23 protein-coding genes are annotated in these 20875 nt (G+C 35.8%); 22 read left to right on the top strand and 1 reads right to left on the bottom strand.

The genetic code is table 11. The features are described 5' to 3' along the window. The first annotated feature begins 290 nt into the window (after window positions 1–290). The 14 genes from aroC to CW357_RS08955 all read left to right on the top strand — a co-directional run bounded on the left by aroC (window position 291) and on the right by CW357_RS08955 (window position 12604). On the top strand, window positions 291–1472 hold the full coding sequence (gene aroC / locus CW357_RS09020) for a chorismate synthase (protein ID WP_119415399.1): 1182 nt from the start codon (window positions 291–293) through the stop codon (window positions 1470–1472). Between the two features lie 2 nt (window positions 1473–1474). Further along, the gene (gene aroB, locus CW357_RS09015) at window positions 1475–2569 is read left to right on the top strand and encodes a 3-dehydroquinate synthase (protein WP_124217843.1); all 1095 of its coding nucleotides are present in this window, start codon (window positions 1475–1477) and stop codon (window positions 2567–2569) included. Beyond that, a complete protein-coding gene (gene aroH, locus CW357_RS09010) occupies window positions 2562–2924 on the top strand; it encodes a chorismate mutase (protein WP_119415397.1) in 363 nt (120 codons plus the stop codon). The genes aroB and aroH overlap by 8 nt, the downstream gene beginning before the upstream one ends. Window positions 2925–2950: 26 nt before the next feature. Further along, window positions 2951–4051 carry a histidinol-phosphate transaminase gene (gene hisC, locus CW357_RS09005; protein ID WP_124217842.1) on the top strand — a complete coding sequence of 367 codons (1101 nt, stop codon included), beginning with the start codon at window positions 2951–2953 and terminating at the stop codon, window positions 4049–4051. Next, window positions 4048–5148: a prephenate dehydrogenase gene (locus CW357_RS09000; RefSeq protein WP_119415395.1), complete on the top strand. Its 1101-nt coding sequence runs from the start codon at window positions 4048–4050 to the stop codon at window positions 5146–5148. Before hisC ends, CW357_RS09000 begins: the two co-directional genes overlap by 4 nt. A 15-nt stretch (window positions 5149–5163) precedes the next feature. Beyond that, complete coding sequence (gene aroA, locus CW357_RS08995) at window positions 5164–6453, top strand: 3-phosphoshikimate 1-carboxyvinyltransferase (protein WP_119415394.1); 1290 nt, start codon at window positions 5164–5166, stop codon at window positions 6451–6453. A 201-nt stretch (window positions 6454–6654) separates the two neighbouring features. Then, window positions 6655–7908 carry a tetratricopeptide repeat protein gene (locus CW357_RS08990; RefSeq protein ID WP_119415403.1) on the top strand — a complete coding sequence of 418 codons (1254 nt, stop codon included), beginning with the start codon at window positions 6655–6657 and terminating at the stop codon, window positions 7906–7908. 17 nt (window positions 7909–7925) lie between these two features. Continuing rightward, window positions 7926–8477 (top strand): ReoY family proteolytic degradation factor, encoded by a 552-nt coding sequence (locus tag CW357_RS08985; protein WP_119415393.1) that lies wholly within the window; start codon window positions 7926–7928, stop codon window positions 8475–8477. A gap of 48 nt (window positions 8478–8525) precedes the next feature. After that, on the top strand, window positions 8526–8975 hold the full coding sequence (locus CW357_RS08980) for a DUF2487 family protein (protein ID WP_119415392.1): 450 nt from the start codon (window positions 8526–8528) through the stop codon (window positions 8973–8975). Between the two features lie 165 nt (window positions 8976–9140). Beyond that, on the top strand, window positions 9141–9644 hold the full coding sequence (locus CW357_RS08975; RefSeq protein ID WP_119415391.1) for a QcrA and Rieske domain-containing protein: 504 nt from the start codon (window positions 9141–9143) through the stop codon (window positions 9642–9644). Window positions 9645–9665: 21 nt separating this feature from the next. Beyond that, entirely contained in the window at window positions 9666–10340 is a 675-nt protein-coding gene (qcrB, locus tag CW357_RS08970) for a menaquinol-cytochrome c reductase cytochrome b subunit (RefSeq protein ID WP_124217841.1), read from the top strand. A 48-nt stretch (window positions 10341–10388) separates the two neighbouring features. Beyond that, window positions 10389–11156 carry a menaquinol-cytochrome c reductase cytochrome b/c subunit gene (locus CW357_RS08965; protein WP_119415389.1) on the top strand — a complete coding sequence of 256 codons (768 nt, stop codon included), beginning with the start codon at window positions 10389–10391 and terminating at the stop codon, window positions 11154–11156. Between the two features lie 108 nt (window positions 11157–11264). Further along, entirely contained in the window at window positions 11265–11876 is a 612-nt protein-coding gene (locus tag CW357_RS08960; protein ID WP_119415388.1) for a lipoprotein heptaprenylglyceryl N-acetyltransferase LhaT, read from the top strand. A 35-nt stretch (window positions 11877–11911) separates the two neighbouring features. Beyond that, window positions 11912–12604: a zinc metallopeptidase gene (locus CW357_RS08955; protein ID WP_367269414.1), complete on the top strand. Its 693-nt coding sequence runs from the start codon at window positions 11912–11914 to the stop codon at window positions 12602–12604. 75 nt (window positions 12605–12679) lie between these two features. Here the strand turns inward: CW357_RS08955 and CW357_RS08950 are convergent, their stop codons facing one another. Then, window positions 12680–13546, bottom strand: a complete 867-nt coding sequence (locus CW357_RS08950; RefSeq protein WP_119415387.1) for a YitT family protein — start codon at window positions 13544–13546, stop codon at window positions 12680–12682. A gap of 320 nt (window positions 13547–13866) precedes the next feature. Between CW357_RS08950 and dapB the strand changes: the two genes are divergently transcribed. From dapB to panD, 8 genes are all read left to right on the top strand, one after another. Continuing rightward, the gene (gene dapB, locus CW357_RS08945) at window positions 13867–14664 is read left to right on the top strand and encodes a 4-hydroxy-tetrahydrodipicolinate reductase (RefSeq protein ID WP_119415386.1); all 798 of its coding nucleotides are present in this window, start codon (window positions 13867–13869) and stop codon (window positions 14662–14664) included. 17 nt (window positions 14665–14681) lie between these two features. Beyond that, window positions 14682–15086, top strand: a complete 405-nt coding sequence (gene mgsA, locus CW357_RS08940; protein WP_119415385.1) for a methylglyoxal synthase — start codon at window positions 14682–14684, stop codon at window positions 15084–15086. Window positions 15087–15101: 15 nt separating this feature from the next. After that, window positions 15102–16238, top strand: a complete 1137-nt coding sequence (bshA, locus tag CW357_RS08935) for an N-acetyl-alpha-D-glucosaminyl L-malate synthase BshA (protein ID WP_124217840.1) — start codon at window positions 15102–15104, stop codon at window positions 16236–16238. Further along, on the top strand, window positions 16231–17421 hold the full coding sequence (locus CW357_RS08930) for a CCA tRNA nucleotidyltransferase (RefSeq protein ID WP_119415383.1): 1191 nt from the start codon (window positions 16231–16233) through the stop codon (window positions 17419–17421). The genes bshA and CW357_RS08930 overlap by 8 nt, the downstream gene beginning before the upstream one ends. Beyond that, complete coding sequence (locus CW357_RS08925) at window positions 17405–18388, top strand: biotin--[acetyl-CoA-carboxylase] ligase (RefSeq protein WP_119415382.1); 984 nt, start codon at window positions 17405–17407, stop codon at window positions 18386–18388. The genes CW357_RS08930 and CW357_RS08925 overlap by 17 nt, the downstream gene beginning before the upstream one ends. A 218-nt stretch (window positions 18389–18606) precedes the next feature. Then, entirely contained in the window at window positions 18607–19446 is an 840-nt protein-coding gene (gene panB, locus CW357_RS08920) for a 3-methyl-2-oxobutanoate hydroxymethyltransferase (RefSeq protein WP_124217839.1), read from the top strand. Beyond that, window positions 19443–20297, top strand: coding sequence for a pantoate--beta-alanine ligase (gene panC, locus CW357_RS08915; protein WP_124217838.1), 855 nt, complete (start codon window positions 19443–19445; stop codon window positions 20295–20297). Before panB ends, panC begins: the two co-directional genes overlap by 4 nt. Continuing rightward, window positions 20297–20683, top strand: a complete 387-nt coding sequence (gene panD, locus CW357_RS08910; protein WP_119415379.1) for an aspartate 1-decarboxylase — start codon at window positions 20297–20299, stop codon at window positions 20681–20683. Before panC ends, panD begins: the two co-directional genes overlap by 1 nt. Window positions 20684–20875 lie beyond the last annotated feature (192 nt).

Genomic DNA, 20875 nt, shown 5'->3' with positions numbered 1-20875 from the left:
GATTTGGGACAACTAACACCATCAAAAATAGAAAAAGCACTTTCATTGATCAACAATCGACCAAGAAAGTGCCTCAACTGGAACACCACGCAGGAAGCATTTGAATATCAGGTGGTGCAGTTAATTTGACAATCTATCATATAAAAAGAAGAGATTTAAGTTATTTATAGAATTAAATGAAAAATTAATTGTATGATTATTTAAAAATTCCCGTTACAAACTGCTTTTTTAAGTTAAAATATGTTATAGTGAAATACATATACTTTAGCGAGTTGAAGGGAGAAAGTGCTATGCGATATTTAACAGCAGGAGAATCACATGGTCCACAACTAACAACGATTATAGAAGGATTACCAGCGCAATTACCGCTAACGGCTGAGATGATCAATAAAGAATTAAAACGTCGCCAAGGTGGTCATGGAAGAGGCCGCCGTATGCAAATTGAGACAGATACGGTCGAAATTACTTCTGGTGTTCGACACGGCAAAACATTAGGATCTCCAATTGCTCTAGTTGTAAAAAATGATGATTGGAAACACTGGACAAAAATCATGGGGGCTGAACCTCTGCCAGATGATGTGAATCCAGATGATATAAAAAGAAAAATTACAAGACCTCGTCCAGGACACGCTGATTTAGTAGGTGGTATGAAATATGGACATCGTGATTTGCGGAATGTTCTTGAACGTTCTTCTGCTAGAGAAACAACCGTTAGGGTTGCAGTTGGTGCAGTAGCAAAAGCTTTGTTAAGTGAGTTAGGAATTCACATCGTTTCACATGTTACGGAAATTGGTGGCGTCATTGCAGACCCCAATAAGATTGCCCAAAAGTCTGTAGATGAGATTAGAGCAATAATTGAAGAGGATCCATGTTATTGTGCAGACAAAATTGCTTCTACAAAAATGGTAGAAGCGATTGATGAAGCAAAGAAAGCTGGCGATTCTATTGGTGGAGTTGTCGAAGTCATTGTAGAAGGATTACCAGCAGGAATCGGCTCTTATGTACAATATGATCGAAAATTAGATGCAAAATTAGCTGCAGCTATGTTAAGTATTAATGCGTTTAAAGGTGTTGAATTTGGATTAGGCTTTGAAATGGCACATTTAAAAGGCAGTGAAGTGCATGATGAGATTTTATGGTCAGAAGAGAATGGATATACAAGACGTACTAATCGTTTAGGTGGTCTAGAAGGCGGTATGTCAACAGGTATGCCAATTATTGTTCGAGGTGTTATGAAACCAATCCCGACTTTATATAAGCCGTTACAAAGTGTTGATATTGATACAAAAGAACCGTTTAAAGCTAGTGTTGAGCGTTCTGATAGTTGCGCAGTACCAGCGGCTTCTGTTGTAGCAGAACATGTTATTGCTTTTGAAATCGCAAAAGCCATTGTAGAACAATTCCATAGTGATCAAATTGAACAACTAAAAGCACAAATTGATGCTATGAAATTATATACGAAGGAGTTTTAAGAATGAATATTCCTGTTAAAGCACAATCACATGCTTATGAAGTACAAATTGGTAGCGGTAATTTTACAAAAGCTGTTCAGTCATTTGAAGGGGACATAGCTAAAGCAGATCAATTGATTGTTTTTACGGATGAACATATTTGGAAAATCTACGAAGAGAAATTCACACGAGAATTTCCATATACATTCAAAGTTTTTGTTTTACCAGGTGGAGAAGCATGTAAAACATTTGAAAATTATTTTGCTGCCCAAACCTTTTTACTCGAACAAAAGTGTACGCGAAAATCATTTCTATTTGCATTTGGTGGAGGAGCGGTAGGCGATTTAACAGGATTTGTTGCAGCTACCTTTATGAGAGGAATTCCGTTCATCCAATTACCAACAACTATTCTAGCTCACGATAGTGCAGTCGGTGGTAAAACAGCCATAAACCATCCATTAGGAAAGAATATGATTGGCGCTTTCTATCAACCTAAAGGAGTCATTTTTGATATTGACTTTCTAGAAAGTTTACCGAAGCGTGAAATTCGTTCTGGTATGGCAGAAGTGATTAAACATGCATTAATTTCTGATGAAAAATGGTTGCAACAATTGATGGAAACAACTTCTATTTTGTCATTATCTAAGGATCAATTAGAGAACAATCTAGAGCAAGGAATACGTGTTAAGGCATCCATTGTAGAACAAGATGAGGAAGAACATTCAGTTCGAAAGTTTTTGAACTTTGGTCATACATATGGTCATGCAATAGAAGCTGCTTCAGGGTTTGGAAGGGTTGCACATGGAGAAGCGGTTATGATTGGTATGGTATATGCGCTTCTTCTTAGCGAGCGATATGGAGAAATTTCACGTGCATTCACGATCGAATTTTTACAATTCGCTTTACGTAACGGCTATCCGTTTGAGGCTGTAGCAAACTTTACCTTTGATGAATTATTAGGTTATTTGATGAAAGATAAAAAGGCAGAATATGGTGAATTGCAATTTGTCTTATTACAAAAAGTAGGCCAACCATTTGTTCAAAAAATATCTCAACAAGAATGTCGTGAAATAGATCACGTTTTAAGAGGATTGCTAGAGGAGGTTGCTTATGATTAGAGGCGTAAGAGGTGCAGTAACAATTGAGTATGACGATGCCCAACTGGTTTTGCAGGAAACTGCTCATTTAATGCGTGAAATAATTATAGCTAATAATATTAAGCCAGAAAATGTTGCTTCAGTAATTGTTTCAACAACACCAGATATTGTATCAGCCTTTCCAGCGAAAGCAGTTCGTACGATAGAAAACTGGAATTATGTCCCTGTTATGTGTATGCATGAGATGAATGTTCCAGAGGCATTACCGCTGTGTATTCGTGTATTGGTACATGTCAATACGGAAGTTGAACAAGAAAAAATACAGCATATATATTTAAATGATGCAGTTAAGTTACGACCAGATTTAGCGAAATAAATGTTACCGAAAAGAGGAGATTTTTTATGAAATGGAAAGAACAGATTAACGGCATGAAAGCTTACCAACCAGGTAAATCAATTGATGCTGTAAAAAGAGAATTTGGATTAAATGAAATTGTAAAATTAGCTTCAAATGAAAATCCATTTGGCTGTTCCCCAAAAGTACATGAATTTTTAGCCAACGAATCTTTTAACTTTGCTTTATATCCAGATGGTTATGCTACAGATATGCGTGAAACTGTTGCAAAACATCTCGGTGTTTCAGGGGATGAACTTATTTTCGGTAACGGTTCAGATGAACTAATTAGTATTATTACACGAGCGCTTTTACACCCAGGTGTAAATACTGTAATGGGCAAACCAACCTTTTCTCAATATGCTCTAAATGCACGAATCGAAGGTGCAGAAATACGAGAAGTCCCATTAAAAGATGGTAATCATGATTTAGATGCGATGCTTCAAGAGATTGATGAAAATACCGCTGTTGTATGGGTATGTAGCCCAAATAATCCTACAGGAGTGGTAGTTGAAGATGCACCTTTAAAAGCATTTTTAGATCAAGTACCAAAAGATGTTTTAGTAGTATTAGACGAAGCTTATTTCGAATATGTTACAAACGATAAACACAAGGATACAATTCCATATATAAAGGATTATTCAAATGTTATTATTTTACGCACTTTCTCAAAGGCATATGGTCTAGCTGCATTCCGAGTAGGATATGGTATTGCTAATAAAGATTTAATCGCAAAACTTGATCCAGTAAGAGGACCATTTAATAACACAGTTTTAAGTCAAGCTGTTATTCAAGTTGCGTTAAAAGACCAAGAATATATTGAAAAATGTCGTGTTGAAAATACTAAAGGAAAAGAACAGATTGAGGCATATTGTGATGAGCGTCACTTACAATATTATCCAACTGATACGAATTTTATTTTAATGGAAGTGAAAATGGATAGTGATGTTGTATTCCAAAAATTAATGCAACGTGGGTTTATAATTCGTAGTGGTAATGCACTTGGAACACCAGGGTATATTCGTGTCACAATTGGAACACAAGCACAAAACGCAGGTTTACTAGCACAGTTAACAGCAGTATTAGAAGAAGAAGGCGTCTTTGCTTGAAGCAAACAGTCCTTGTCGTAGGGCTAGGCTTAATAGGTGGTTCAATTGCTCTAGCTCTCCAAAAATCGCCGAATATTCGCGTGATTGGATTTGATGTAAATGAAAATACTCTTCAAAGTGCTAAAGTGTTAGGCGTTGTGCAAGATGTAACGAAACAACCAGAAGTGGCTGTGAAAAATGTTGATATATTGCTTTTTGCCACACCTGTGAATGCAACAATTGAATGGATGGAAAAACTAAAAAATTGGGATTTACCTGAGAAGCTAATTATTACAGATACAGGAAGTACAAAATCATTAATAATGGAAAAAGCACTTGAGTTAAAAGACTTAGGTATTACATTTATCGGAGGTCATCCGATGGCAGGTTCTCATAAAAGTGGAGTACTTGCTGCAAAACCATATCTTTTTGAAAATGCTTATTATATGTTGACACCACTAGCTGATGAAGAAGAAAGTAATGTCCAACAATTAAAAGATGTTTTACAATATACACGTGCAAAACTAACAACAGTATTAGCGGATACTCATGATCAAATGACGTCTGTTGTAAGTCATTTTCCACATATTGTAGCAGCATCGTTAGTACATATGTTGGCTAATGAGAGTAAAGAAAATTCGTTGACAAAGCTTTTAGCAGCAGGTGGGTTTAGAGATATTACAAGGGTTGCATCATCCAATCCGATATTATGGCGTGACATTACATTGCAAAATCGTAAACAAATCGCAAACCAACTTGCAAATTGGCAGCAAGAAATGTCTAGAGTTCAAACATTGCTTGAAAATGGTGATAATCAGCAAATTGAAACATTTTTCGCAAAGGCAAAGCATTTTAGGGACGATCTTCCGAGCACATCGCAGGGGGCACTTTATTCTACCTATGATTTATATATAGATGTCCCGGATTACCCAGGTAGTATTGCTGAAATCACTGCTTATTTAGCTGATGAGCGAATTAGTATTACGAATATACGAATTGTAGAAACGCGTGAGGATGTTTTCGGAATATTGGTTGTTAGTTTCCAAAATGCAGATGATAGGGAAAAGGCGGCAGCTTGTATTGAAAAACGTAGCCCCTATGAGGTATATATATCCTAAAGGAGGTAGCAAATCATGGTAGAAGCAAGACTGAATTTTAAAAAGCCTGTGCTTAAAGGCAATATAAAAGTTCCAGGAGATAAATCCATTTCACATAGGGCTATTATGTTCGGAAGTATTGCAGAGGGCAAAACAACTGTGAGTGGCTTCTTATTGGGTGATGATTGTTTAAGTACGATAGAGTGCTTTAGAAAATTAGGTGTCAATATTGAGCTAGATGGCACAGATGTAGAGATTAATAGTAGAGGGATTATTAATTGGGAAGAACCTACAGATATATTGTATACAGGTAATTCCGGCACAACTACTCGTTTAATGCTTGGTCTACTATCAGGCTCTAATATACATTCTATTCTAAATGGAGATGCTTCAATCGCTAAAAGACCGATGAAACGTGTGATTACACCACTTCGAGAAATGGGTGCTCAAATTACAGGAAGAATGGACGGTCAATATACACCATTAGCGATAAAAGGTAGTCCGTTACACGCTATTGAATACACGATGCCAGTAGCTAGCGCTCAAGTAAAATCAGCTATCTTACTTGCAGGCATACAGGCAAAAGGAACGACAATTATCCATGAAAAAGACATATCAAGAGATCACACTGAAAGAATGCTTCGCCAGTTTGGCGCAGACGTTTCTGTCGAAGAAGGAACGATTTTCTTTAAAGGTGGTCAAACTTTACAAGCAACTCATGTAGAGGTACCAGGTGATATATCGTCTGCAGCATTCTTTTTAGTTGCGGGTGCAATGGCTGAAAATAGTGAAATAATTTTGCGCAATGTCGGTTTTAATCCTTCAAGAACAGGAATTATAGATGTACTAGCTGCTATGGGTGCTAATATGGAAATCATTGTAGATGACGAAGATGCTGCGGAACCTATAGCGACTATTACAATCAGAACATCAGATTTAGTAGGTGTCACTATAGATGGAAATATTATTCCTCGATTAATCGATGAGATTCCGATTATCGCTCTGCTTGCAACAAAAGCAAAAGGAACGACAATTATTCGAGATGCAGCTGAGCTAAAAGTAAAAGAGACGGATCGAATTACAGCTGTTGTTACTGAATTGAAAAAATTAGGCGCTGATATTGAGGCTACAGAAGATGGCATGATTATTCACGGCTCTAAAGAACTACATGGTGGATCACTAAAAACGTATGGCGATCATCGAATTGGCATGATGGGTGCAATTGCGTCATTATTAATAGATGATGAAGTGACATTAGATGATGCTGACTGTATTGCGGTATCTTATCCTACATTCTTTGACGATATAAATAAGCTTATAAAATAGTAAAATTCCCAAAAAGCTCTCCTATATTAGGAGAGTTTTTCCTTGTATACAAAGCAGTAGTCATGTAGCATAATGTTAAAAGCAAAGTTGACCATTATGGAGTTAGCCTAAAGTATGGAAACTATTACAGTTTTTTTAGCTACTCGTAAAAGTTGATGTAGCCGATATATGAAGGTATTAAAAGTAGGATTAGGTGACAAAATGGAAATTCAAAAAAAAATGATTGATGCAATTCAAAAAGGAGACCTAGAGGGAATCCATAATTTGCTTGAAGATTTTAAAGTTCAAGTAGATCCAGACATGCAATATGAAGTAGTAGGTTTTCTGATGAATTTTGGCTTTTTAGATGAAGCTGATGAATTATTAGAGCACTTGCAATACTTATTTCCAGATGAGGCTCAACTGAAAATTGATCGTGCCACATTATTAATGGAACGAGAACAAGGGGATGCAGCATTAAACATTCTGATGGAAATTAGCCCAGAGGCAGAAGAATATCCACAAGCTTTACTTGCATTAGCAGATTACTATCAAATGCAGGGGTTATATGAAGCATCAGAGCAGCGTATAAATGAAGCATTAGATTTATTGCCAAATGAACCATTATTGCATTTTGCAAAAGCAGAGTTACTAATGGAAATGGGACGCTTTACTGAAGCAGCTCGTATATATCATGAATTGTATGAGGAACAAAGCGAAATTGCAGGAGTAAGATTAGTTGAGCGATTAGCTGAAGTACATCGTGCAGGCGCAGCATTTGAAGAGGCTCTAACGTTTTATATAAAAGCATTGGAAGATAATACTTCTCCTGATTTATTATTTGGAGCAGCTTATTCTGCATTCCAATCACAAATGTATGAAACTGCAATACGTTATGCGGAAGATTTGAAAACACTTGACCCAGATTATTTCTCTGCATATTTATTATTAGCTCAAAGTTATGCAATGCTTGAAAACAATAAAAAAGCATTAGAAGTAATTACAGAAGGTATATCTCGTGATGAATATGATAAAGAGTTGTATTTATTTGCAGGGAAGATGGCGCTTAAAAACAGTTTACCAAAAGAAGCTGAACAGTATTTACGACAAGCAATTGCATTAGATAGTGAATATATGGAAGCGATAATTACCCTAGTTTCTATTCTTTCTAAAGAAGAAAGAGATGAAGAAGTGGTTGAGCTCATTGAAAATTTAGAGAAGGAAAGTTTCGATTGGCCTACATTATCTATGTTCGCAGCCATCTCTTTCGATCGATTAGAAAATTATGAACGTGCATATGATTTTTATCAATTAGCATATAATGACCATAAGGAAGATCCATTATTCCTTGAAAAATATGCTTACTTCCTAATTGAAGATGGTAAACGAAATGAAGCAAAAGAAGTGGTAAATCAATTAATTGCTATTCAACCAGATGAACCTACTTGGCAAGATCTTTTACAAACTTTTGAATGAGAGGAGGCTCATACAAAATGACCGCATCCGTTTCTGTCTTGGACAAAAAAGAATTTGTCCGTTGGTTTTTAAAAAAGTACCAAATGAAACGTCGTGAGTGCGTATGGATTTTGAATTATCTGCTTGGTCATGATGAATTATTAGAGCATATTCATTTTGTAGAAGAAGCACATTACTGCCCACGAGCAATGGTTATGTCAACTACTGATTCATCTGGCATACCGTTTCGCTTCTATAGAGGTAATATAATGACAGCAGATGCGGAAAAATCCTTCCATGATTTAAGGCTTCATCCAGATGAAGCTATGTATATTCAATTGAATTTCCCAAAGGTTCCGCCAAGTAGAGAGTATTTAACCGTATTAGAGGAAAATCCATACATGCCTAATTATTTGCAAATTAGTGAGTCGGATCGACAGCTTGCAGAGGAAATTTTAAAAGATAGTATGAAAACATTCCAAGAAGAAGCAATATTAAAACAGATTGATGAAGCGTTAGATCAAAATGACAAAGAGAAGTTTTACAAGTTATCTGCATTACTTAATGTTATAAAAAATGTGGAAAAATAAAAAACTTCATCCATCATTGGATGAAGTTTTACTTTTGGAGGAATAGATATGTTTTGGACAAGCAAAGACATTGAAGAATTTTTAAAACAAAAAGAGTTTATCGATACAGCATTAGTTCCATTAGTTTTATTAGAAGGAAAAGATTTAGGTATAAAACAGAGTGCTTCTGGGGCAGAATTCTTAATGTCATTGACTAACTTTATTGAACAACAATTTAAAGGGCGTATTGTTTTAACTTCACCGATTACATACACAAAAGTAATGTCGAAAGAATCTTTAATCAGCTCAATTCAAGAGGAACTATTGGAAGCTGGTTTTAAATATATTTTCTTCATCACGTCTGATCATGATTGGACCCAATTTGTGATAAATTACGACATTATTTGGCTTCCTTCTATTCCATTGGGTGATATGGATCAAAAAGTTAAACAATCAGTACTTAGTGATCAGTTAAGACAAGTTATACCAATGCTATCTCAAAAGTGGGCAAAACAATAAATCTAGATTGAATGCAGATTCAATAAATGTTCACAAATGTGTATAAAACACTTGAATGCGTTATTGACCTTACATTTTACTTGATATATCATAGATATGTCCTAGTATTACTATTTTGTATAAGTTTGTCCGTTGGACTGACCTTAAGTTAGAGGGGGGAAAAGAATGAGTAACAATCGTGTCACAAGACGTCAATTTTTAAACTACACACTTACAGGTGTTGGTGGCTTCATGGCAGCTGGTATGTTAATGCCGATGGCTCGCTTTGCAGTTGATCCAATTCTTCAAAAGAAAGCAGGCGGAGACTTTGTACCTACTGACAAAAAAGTCTCAGAACTTTCAGAAACTCCTGTAAAAGTAGATTTCACATTCGAACAAGTTGACGCTTGGTACAAATCTGATGTTACAAACACAGCGTGGGTTTATAAAGATGGCGATAAAATTGTCGCACTTTCACCTGTATGTAAACATTTAGGCTGTACAGTAAACTGGGCTGGTGATACAGCACACAAAAACCAATTCTACTGCCCATGTCACGGTGGCCGTTATGAGAAAAACGGTAAAAACGTGGCAGGTACACCACCACTTGGTCCGTTAGACGAGTTTGAAGTAAAAGAAAAAGACGGTCTATTATTGATCGGAAAAACAAGAGCAAATACTTTAGTATAATTGTAAGGGGGTACGACATCAGTGCTTAATAAAATCTATGATTGGGTCGATGAACGCTTAGATATTACACCGATTTGGCGTGATATAGCCGACCATGAAGTTCCAGAGCACGTAAACCCTGCACACCATTTCTCTGCATTCGTATATTGTTTCGGCGGGTTAACGTTCTTCGTTACTGTTATTCAAATTTTATCAGGTATGTTCTTAACAATGTACTATGTACCAGATATTGAAAATGCATGGAAGTCTGTTTACTACCTTCAAAATGAGGTAGCATACGGTGAAATCGTGCGTGGTATGCACCACTGGGGCGCTTCCCTCGTAATTGTCATGATGTTCCTTCATACATTACGTGTATTCTTCACAGGTTCTTATAAAAAACCTCGTGAGTTAAACTGGATTGTTGGGGTACTAATTTTCTGTGTAATGTTAGGCCTTGGCTTTACAGGTTACCTACTACCATGGGACATGAAAGCATTGTTTGCAACAAAAGTAGGTATTCAAATTGCAGCATCAGTTCCTTTTATCGGTGAAGCAATCAAAATCCTTTTAGCTGGTGATTCAACAATCATCGGTGCACAAACATTAACTAGATTCTTTGCGATTCATGTATTCTTCTTACCAGCATGCTTACTTGCATTGCTTGCTGCTCACTTTATCATGATTCGTAGACAAGGGATATCTGGCCCATTGTAGTATTTACTACATATTTAGCCATTAATATTTCCTTAAGGAGGGGACAAAATGCATAAAGGAAAAGGAATGAAATTCGTAGGAGATACGCGAGTACCTAAAAAAGATAACAAAAACGTATATCCACCAGATTATTCCGAATATCCTGGTAAAACAGAACCATTCTGGCCAGACTTCTTATTAAAAGAATGGATGGTTGGTGCTGTATTTTTAGTTGGTTATCTAATTTTAACAGTTGCTCATCCATCTCCATTAGAAGGACAAGCAGATCCAACAAACACAAGCTATATTCCAATGCCGGACTGGTATTTCTTATTCTTATATCAATTGCTTAAATACGAATATGCTTCAGGTCCTTACAATACTATTGGTGCAATCGTTGTTCCAGCAATTGCGATTGGTGCTTTAATGTTAGCGCCATTCTTAGATAGAGGTCCTGAACGTAAACCTTTAAAACGACCATTGCCAGTAGCATTTATGCTATTAGCACTTGCCTCAATGGTATTCTTAACTTGGGAATCAGTTGTTAACCATGACTGGGCTGCAGCTAAGAAACAAGGTGAAATTGTTAAAGCTGTTGAAATTGACCAAGAAGATCCAGGTTATAAAGTATACGCTAAACAATCATGTATTAACTGCCATGGAGATAAACTTCAAGGTGGTGCAGGTCCTGCATTAACAGATACAGGCTTATCACCTGAAGAGATTACTAAAATCGCTCATGAAGGTAAGGGCGGTATGCCAGCAGGCCAATATAAGGGATCTGATGAAGATCTTCAAAAATTAGCTGAATTTATATCTGGTTTAAAAGCTGAATAATAGCTAGAAAGAAGAGTCAGGAAACTGACTCTTTTTTTCTATATACATAGACGAACCCTAGCAAAAAAGGTTATAACATAATTAGAATATTTTATCGAGGGGGTACCAATGAATAACTTATTTTCTCAAGTGTGGCAGATACTATCCCATAGGGCTTTTCTGTGGCTACTATTAACTGTCAATATTTTAGGAACAATTGGCGGATATATCTGGTATGGTGGACAATTATCTATAACAAGACCTCTTTTTTATATATTTGTTCCAGATAGTCCAACCGCTACTTTATTTTTTTCGATAGCTGTAATTGGATGGCTTTTAGGAAAAAATTGGCGCGTTATAGAAGCACTTGCACTTATTACTTTAGTGAAATATGGATTATGGGCTGTCGTTATGAACTTATTAGCAATCATAGAAATAGGTTCTATTGGTTTTCTTGGTTGGATGCTTGTTGTTTCTCATTTGGCAATGGCTATACAAGGAATTTTATATATACCTATGTACGATATTAAACTAACTCAAGTTAGTATTGCAGCAATCTGGACACTACATAATGATGTTATAGATTATGTTTTTGGCCAAATGCCAATCTATAGTATGCTTTCTGCCTATATGTCTGAAATTGGCTATTTTACATTTTGGTTGTCTATTGCTTGCATAGCATTAGCTTATTATGTTTCACGAAAAAGGATATCATTTGCGGCTAAAAAAGTTTCCCTTTAAAATGAGAGTAAGTAAGTAATAGGAGGATGGTTTAATTGTCAATAGCGATGTATATCGTGTATTTTGCTGTACTATTGTTATTACCGCTTTATGCTCAACGAAAGGTAATGAAAACCTATAAGCGGTATGCAGAGGTAAGATCTACTTCTGGTATGACAGGGGCGGAGGTAGCTAGAACAATTTTAGATAGTAATGGGTTAAGTAATGTAAGAGTTGTAGAAACTCCTGGTGTATTATCTGATCATTATGATCCTAGGAGTAAAACAGTTGCCTTATCATCTCAAAACTATCACAATGCTTCAGTTGCTGGTACTTCTGTAGCAGCTCATGAATGCGGACACGCTATTCAACATAAAGAAGCTTATGCATTCTTAACGCTTCGTTCAAAATTAGTGCCTGCAGCGAATATTTCTTCTAATTTATCTTGGATTTTCATCATGATTGGTATGCTTAGTTCATCAATGCGCTCATTAATGCTTATAGGTATAATCCTATTAGCAATCGGTGTGTTGTTCCAAATAGTGACTTTACCAGTCGAATTTGATGCATCTAAACGTGCTCTCAATCAGGTTGTTAGCCTAGGGATTATTAGAAACGAAGAAGAATCACATGCCAGAAAAGTATTAAGTGCAGCTGCATTAACATATGTTGCAGCAGCGGCAACAGCTGTTATGGAATTAGCACGTTTGTTGTTAATATACACCGGCTTGAATAATAATGAAGATTAGTAGTTAATTTAAAAAGCAGCGTGATTGGATAACCAATCACGCTGCTTTTTCTAATAATCTGATAAAAATATTATTTTATTCAATGGGTCTTTTTTGATCGTCTAAAGTAAACCCTTCACCACTGACATCATGAACTTCAGAAACAGATATGAATGCATGTGGGTCTATTGATAGTACAATACTTTTTAATCTAAACATCTCATTTTTTGCAACGACACAATAAATGACTTCTCGATCTTCTTTTGTATAATATCCATAGCCTTTTAAAAAAGTAACACCACGATCCATTTGCTTCGCTATTCGCTCTGCAATTTCGTGATTATGATTAGAGATGATAATTGCTCCTTTTGCGGCATAAGCCCCTTCTTGTACAAAGTCAATTACTTTGGCTGTTACAAAAACACAAACTAATGTATACATAACAGAACGAGCATCTAAATAAGTTGCCCAAGATAAAATAATGACAACTGCATCGAAGATAAACATCGTTTTTCCCATTGGCCAACCGAAGAATTTATTTACAAGTCGAGCGATAATATCTACTCCACCCGTTGTTCCACCAACGCGAAAGATAATTCCAAGTCCAACTCCAAGGAAGATACCCGCAAATAATGAAACAAGGAACATGTCGTCATGCAAATCGATAGGAAATTGATAAATTTGAAAAACTTTTAAGAAGACAGATACAGAAACGGTTCCGATAATTGTATAAGCAAAAGTTTTTTTTCCGAGTATTCGCCATCCAATGATAAACATTGGTATATTTAATACTAAGTTCATAATAGCAGGGTCTAGTTTGAATACATTGTATAGGATTAATGTAATACCGTTGAATCCACCTTCACCAAGATGATTTTGTATATTAAAATGTACAAAACCAAAACTGAAAATAGCTGCCCCTAGTATAATGAATAAAGTATTTTTTATTTTAATATTTGGCATTTAGTTTCACCTCAATTTTTAGTTGTAGAGTATAATAACGTTAATGTGTAGAAAAATATTCTAGTTTGAAGTTATCAATAATTTTTGTGCTAATTGGGAATGTTTCGTGTTTAGTTAGATATGTTCCGTTTAAATAGCTTCACAAGACTATATTATCATGCATTTTTGGTATTTTGACAACAACGTTGATAGTTATTTAGGATAGGAATAGGAGTAAACAGTAATTTAAACTTAAAAATAGGTTAATTTAATGACTAAAAACTATTCATTTAAACGTAACGTTTAATCAGACATTGTTCAATATGAAAGGATGAGATATAATGACGATTCGAGTTGTAATTGCTGGACCAAGAGGGAAAATGGGACAAGAAGCGGTACATACGGTTATGAATGATGATAATATGGAATTAGTAGCAGTACTAGACCATAAAGAATTAGCCCCGAACTTAGCACAATATGAAATGTTTCCAGATGAATACGATGTACCGGTATACACAGAGTTACATACGTTGTTTGATGTTATCCAAGCAGATGTTTTTGTCGATTTAACAACCCCTAAAGTAGGGTATGAACATACAAAAACAGCGCTATTTGCTGGGGTACGACCTGTAATTGGAACAACTGGTTTTTCAGATGCTCAATTAGAAGAACTTGTGTCTCTATCTAAAACTTCTGAGGTTGGTTGTATAATTGCTCCTAATTTTGCGATTGGTGCTGTTTTAATGATGAAGTTTGCTCAAATGGCGGCAAATTATTTTTCAGATGTTGAAATTATTGAAATGCACCATAATCGAAAATTAGATGCACCATCTGGTACCGGGGTGAAAACAGCCCAATTAATTGCCCAAAGTCGTGTGAAACATAAACAAGGCCATCCAGAAGAACACGAAAATATTGCAGGTGCGAGAGGCGCTGATATAGAAGGAATGCGTATTCACAGTGTTCGATTACCAGGTCTTGTAGCACATCAACAAGTTCTCTTCGGAGGAACAGGGGAGTTATTAACTATCCGTCATGATTCATTTGATCGTAAATCTTTTATGACAGGTGTGAAATTATCGATTGAAAAAGTTATGGGATTAAAAGAATTAGTCTATGGACTTGAAAATATTTTATAGTAGAGGGGCAGAATGCTATGAAGATTGCTTTAATTGCACATGATAAGAAAAAAAGTGATATGGTGCAATTTGTAACTGCATATCGCGATATCTTGGCACAACATGAATTATATGCAACAGGAACAACAGGGCAAAGAGTTATAGATGCTACAGGGTTAAGTGTACATCGCTTCCGCTCTGGTCCATTAGGTGGAGATCAACAAATAGGCGCAATGATTGCAAATAACGACATGGATATGGTAGTTTTCTTCCGTGATCCATTAACAGCACAACCACATGAACCAGATGTGTCAGCATTAATCCGTTTAAGTGATGTATACCAAATTCCATTGGCAACAAATATGGGAACTGCAGAAGTTTTGCTAAAAGGATTAGAAAAAGGTTTTATCGATTGGCGATTAATACAAGAAAGAAGAAAATAGAAAGGTAGTGGTCGGATGAAAAAACTTAAAATCGGTATCACATGCTATCCGACCGTTGGAGGCTCTGGTGTAATGGCTACAGAGCTTGGTAAAATGATGGCAGAAAGAGGGCATGAAGTACACTTTATTACCTCTAGTATGCCATTTAGACTAAATAAAATTTATCCAACAATTTTTTATCATGAAGTCCAAGTAAACAATTATTCCGTTTTTCAATATCCGCCATATGATATTGCTTTAGCAAGTAAAATGGCAGATGTTATTCAAAGTGAAGATTTAGATTTACTGCATGTCCATTATGCTATTCCACATGCTGTTTGTGCAGCATTAGCACGTGATATGTCAGGCAAGGATGTAGGTATAGTAACTACCCTACATGGTACAGATATAACGGTTTTAGGATATGATTCATCTTTAACAAGTGCTATTCGATATGGCATTGAGAAATCAGATATTGTAACTGCTGTGTCAAACTCTTTAAAACAGCAAACTTATGATTTGATTGAAACCGATAAACCAATTGAAACCATTTATAATTTTGTGGATGAACGCGAGTATTATCCAAAAGATGGAACTTTGTTGAAGGAAGAATTCGGTATACAAGAATATGAAAAAGTTTTAATACATGTTTCGAATTTTAGAAAAGTAAAACATGTACCGGATGTCATTCGAACATTTATAAAAGTAAGAGAAAAAATACCGGCTAAATTATTGTTGGTCGGTGATGGACCTGAGAAAAACCAAATTATGCAAGAAGTAAAAAAATGTCCATTTGCATCAGATATTTTATTTTTAGGAAAACAAGAAAATTTATCTGAGCTATATGCAATGAGTGATTTGAAGTTATTGATGTCTGAAAAAGAAGCGTTTGGTCTAGTGTTATTGGAAGCAATGGCATGTGGGGTACCAGGGATTGGAACGAATATTGGAGGAATACCTGAAGTTATACAGCATGGGGAAAATGGCTATATTGTAGAACTTGGTGATTGTGAAAAGGCAGCAGAATATGCAATAGGTCTATTATTGGATGAAGAAAAGCTTCGACAATTTAGAGAGACTGCAATTTTTACAGCGAATAATCAATTCCATTCTTCTAATATTGTGGAACAGTATGAAGCGCTCTATGAAAAGGTGGCACGAAAACATGATTGAACAAACCGCTTGGAAAGCAGCTTTTGACGTAATTGCATCACTTGAAGAGCATGGCTATGAGGCAGTTATTGTAGGTGGTGCAGTACGTGATTCTTTAAGAGGTCATCAGGCAAACGATGTAGATGTTGCGACGAATGCCGTTCCTGAAGAAGTGAAAACTGTTTTTAAGCGTACTGCTGATGTAGGAATCGCCCATGGAACAGTTCTAGTTATCCATCCACTTAGTCCTGTAGAAGTGACCACATATCGTACAGAAGGTACCTATCAAGACCATCGTCGACCAGATCAAGTCAACTTTGTGTCTTCTTTAGCGGAAGATTTAAAAAGACGTGATTTCACGATTAATGCAATGGCAATGACCGGACATCAAGAAATTATCGACTTATTTGGTGGTAAAGAGGATATTCAAAATGGTGTTATAAGAGCTGTTGGTGAACCAGTGGAACGGTTTAAAGAAGACGCATTAAGAATGCTTCGTGCCATTCGTTTTAGTTCTCAATTAGGATTTAAAATCGAGAAAGCAACATTCCAAGCAATATCAAAGCAAGCTCAGGATATCCATTTTATCGCAATTGAAAGGATAAAAGCAGAATTTGATAAAATCTTTACAAGTGAACATCCAGAAAAGGCCATCCAAAATATTCAACAATCTGGTTTAGCTAAATTTTTGCCTGGCGATTTTGATCAACAATCAGCTATATGGGAAAAGTTTAGAGCAAGTAAAGAGTCTTGGAAAGGATGGGCACTTTTTTGTCTTCTACAGCCCTCACAGGATATAGAAGTTTTGCGAGCATATAAATGCTCCAACTATGAAAAAAAACAGGTGGAAAATATTCTTATAGCTTATCAATTGTTAACTTCAACGGGATGGACAAAAAAAGATTACTTTACATTTGATATAGAAGTATTAACAATTGCTTATGAATTTTCAAGGGTTTTAGGAAAAATAGTTTTTGAACCAAAATCTAAATTAGAAATCGAACATATAAAATCAAATCTAGCAATACAGCATAAATCGGATTTAGTCATCACAGGACATGATTTGCTTAAATGGAGTAGTAAAAAAAGTGGACCATGGTTAAAGGAAACACTTGACCAAATCCTTATAGAAATTTTAGAAAATCGTTTACTGAATGAGAGACAACAGATAAAGGAATGGTATCTAAATGAGCTTACCCATTAAATATGAGCTTATCAAACGTTTAAGTGCTGCAAATGGTGATCCAATTTCAGGACAACAATTAGCAGATGACCTAAACATCTCAAGAACAGCAATCTGGAAGCATATGAAACAATTAGAGGAAGAAGGCTATAAATTTGAGTCTATCCGAAAAAAAGGATATATGATGCTATCGGCACCTGATACATTAGATCCGGCTAAAATTACAGCAGCACTTGAGACAGAACAATTCGGAAAGAAAATTATCTATGAAAAAACCCTATCTTCCACTCAAACTACAGCCCATCAACAGGCTCAAGATGGAGCACCTAATGGAACAGTGGTCATTTGTGAGGAACAAACAGAAGGCAGAGGTCGTTTAACGCGTCCTTGGAAATCACAAAGTGGTAAAGGAATTGCAATGAGTATTATTTTGCGTCCGAATGTTCCACCGTATGAAGCTCCACAATTTACATTAGTTGGTGCAGTTGCAGTCACATGTGCTATTCGGGATGTAGCTGGAATTCGTCCGGATATTAAGTGGCCTAACGATTTATTGATTAATGGTTTGAAATGTACGGGGATTTTAACAGAAATGCAAGCCGATCCAGATAGAGTTAATGCAATAATTATGGGGATTGGTATTAATGTAAACCACGATTCTCAAGATTTTGATGTAGATATTGCAAATATTGCAACGTCATTAAAAATAACTATTGGTAAGCAGATTGATCGTGCGGAACTTGTTGCGAAGATACTTTATTATTTAGAAAAATTTAGCAACCAGTATATTGCAGAAGGATTTACAAATATTAAAGCATTGTGGGAAGAATATTCCTGCACAATCGGTAGTCGCATCAAAGCAACAACTTTACGTGATGTTTTTGTTGGAAAAGCCATTGGTATAACCAATGAAGGTATTCTAAAGTTGCAACTTGATGATGGAACAATAAAAGAAATTTATTCAGCAGATATCGAACTTGAAAAATAAATATTGGCAATCGTTTTAATAATTGTTATAGTGGAATCACAGGACAGTATCTTTATAGAACTGTACCTTAGATTTGAGTTTCACTATAACAAAAAAATCTGCCTTGATCTTTGAAGACAGGGACGGAAGAAAACGATTCAATGTGATTACACTACCCTTCTGTCCATTTTTAGACAGAGGGGTTTTTGTTTTCTTCCCCAAAAAGGAGGAGAGAGTGTATGAAAAGTACAACTGAATTTCTAAAGATGAAAGAACGAAAAGAGAAAATCGTCATGTTAACTGCTTATGATTACCCTTCAGCTATGCTCGCTGAAAGCGCTGACATTGACATGATTTTAGTTGGAGATTCACTAGGAATGGTCGTTCTAGGCTATGATTCAACAGTAAATGTAACTTTAGATGATATGATTCATCATGGTAAAGCAACAAGAAGAGGCGCAAAAGATACGTTTATCGTAGTAGATATGCCATTTGGCAGTTATCATGGCGATGTAGGCGATACATTAAAAAATGCAGTCAAGCTATTTCAACAAACAGGCGCAAATGCTTTGAAATTAGAAGGTGCTGGCAATCTAGTGAATTCTATTAAGACACTAATATCAGCCGGTATTCCAATAGTTGGACATCTAGGGTTGCAGCCACAATCAGCTGCTGTGTTAGGGGGATATAAAGTACAAGGGAAAACAACTGAAGCAGCAGAAAAACTGATTCAAGATGCGCTTGAACTTCAAGAAGCAGGTGTCTGTGCTATCGTACTAGAATGTGTACCACACCAATTAGCAGGAATTGTAACTGAAAGATTAGACATTCCTGTTATTGGTATTGGAGCAGGTAAAGAGGTTGATGGACAGGTATTAGTATTCCATGACACATTATCATATGGTGGTCATCACGTTCCAAAATTTGTGAAAAAATTCGCAGATGTAGGTTTCGAAATAAGACATGGTGTCACTGCTTATAAAGATGCTGTTAAAAAAGGGGAATTTCCAGCACCTGAACATCAATTTTCAATGTCAGCAGAAGCTCTAGGTCATCTATATGGAGGAATTAAAAGATGAAAGTTGTCACAACCATCCTTGAATTACAACAAGAATTAGAAAAGCATAGAGAAACAAAGAAAAAAATTGCATTAGTTCCAACTATGGGCTTTTTACATGATGGTCATTTAACTTTAGCGAAAGCAGCAAGAGAAGAAAATGATCTAGTTGTAATGAGTGATTTTGTCAATCCTACACAATTTGGACCAAATGAAGACTATGATAGTTATCCAAGAGATTTAGAGCATGATATGAAATTGGCTACAGAAGCTGGTGTAGATTATTTGTTTGCTCCGACAGTAGAAGAAATGTATCCAACAGATGGAGGAATTCGATTTGAAGCAGGTCCTGCATCTAAAATTCTTTGTGGGGCAACAAGACCCATCCATTTTAATGGGGTTTTACAAGTTGTTTCAAAACTATTCCATATTGTTCAACCAACAAATGCTTATTTTGGGCAAAAGGATGCTCAACAATTAGCACTTATTAAAATGATGGTGAGAGATTATAATTTTCCAGTTACGATTTGCAGTGTGCCAATTGTTCGGGAAGAAGATGGCCTTGCGAAAAGCTCAAGAAATGTTTTTTTAACAGAGGAAGAAAGAGAACAGGCACCGAATATACAAAAAGCTTTGCAACAGGCAAAAGCAGAATTTGTAAAATCACACGATAAAGAAAAAGCAATACAAATAGCTGAAAAGATGATTGAAAGTGAAACATCAGGGAAAATTGACTATTTAGAATTACGTAGTTATCCGGATTTACAAGAAGTACATCCTGATACATGTCACTTTTTACTTGCGACAGCAGTTAATTTTTCAAACGTTAGATTAATAGACAATATTCTTTTTTCGATTGAGGAGACTAAATAATGTTAAAAATGATGATGACTTCGAAAATTCACCGTGCAACAGTTACTCAAGCCGATTTAAACTATGTGGGTAGTATTACAATAGATGCTGATTTACTTGATACGGTTGGAATTCTCCCAAACGAAAAAGTTCAAATTGTAAACAATAATAACGGAGCTCGCTTTGAAACTTATACAATTGCTGGTGAACGAGGTTCTGGAGTGATTTGTTTAAATGGCGCAGCGGCTAGGTTAGTTCAGCCAGGAGATATTGTTATAATCATAGGCTACAGTTATTTGACGCTGGAAGAGGCACAAAAAAATGAACCTAAAGTTGCCATACTAGATGAAAATAATAAAGTAAAACAATTAATTCACTATGAACCAGAAGCAACCGTTATGAATTAATTGTATAACTAGCTAGCAAGGGCTGTTTAATTAGTGTGAAAATCACTAACTAAACAGCCTTTTTGATGTTCATATCCTTAAAGATTATATTTTTGTAAAATAAAGAAAAATCATATTATTTACATTAATTGAAAATCCTTCAGAATATATTTTCCATTTATAATATTTTTCAATATAGATATTGCCGGTTCC

The organism is Rummeliibacillus sp. TYF005, assembly GCF_003844195.1.
GTDB lineage: Bacteria > Bacillota > Bacilli > Bacillales_A > Planococcaceae > Rummeliibacillus.
Note: the sequence above shows the minus strand (reverse complement) of the source record. Positions and strands in the feature narration are given on the sequence as shown.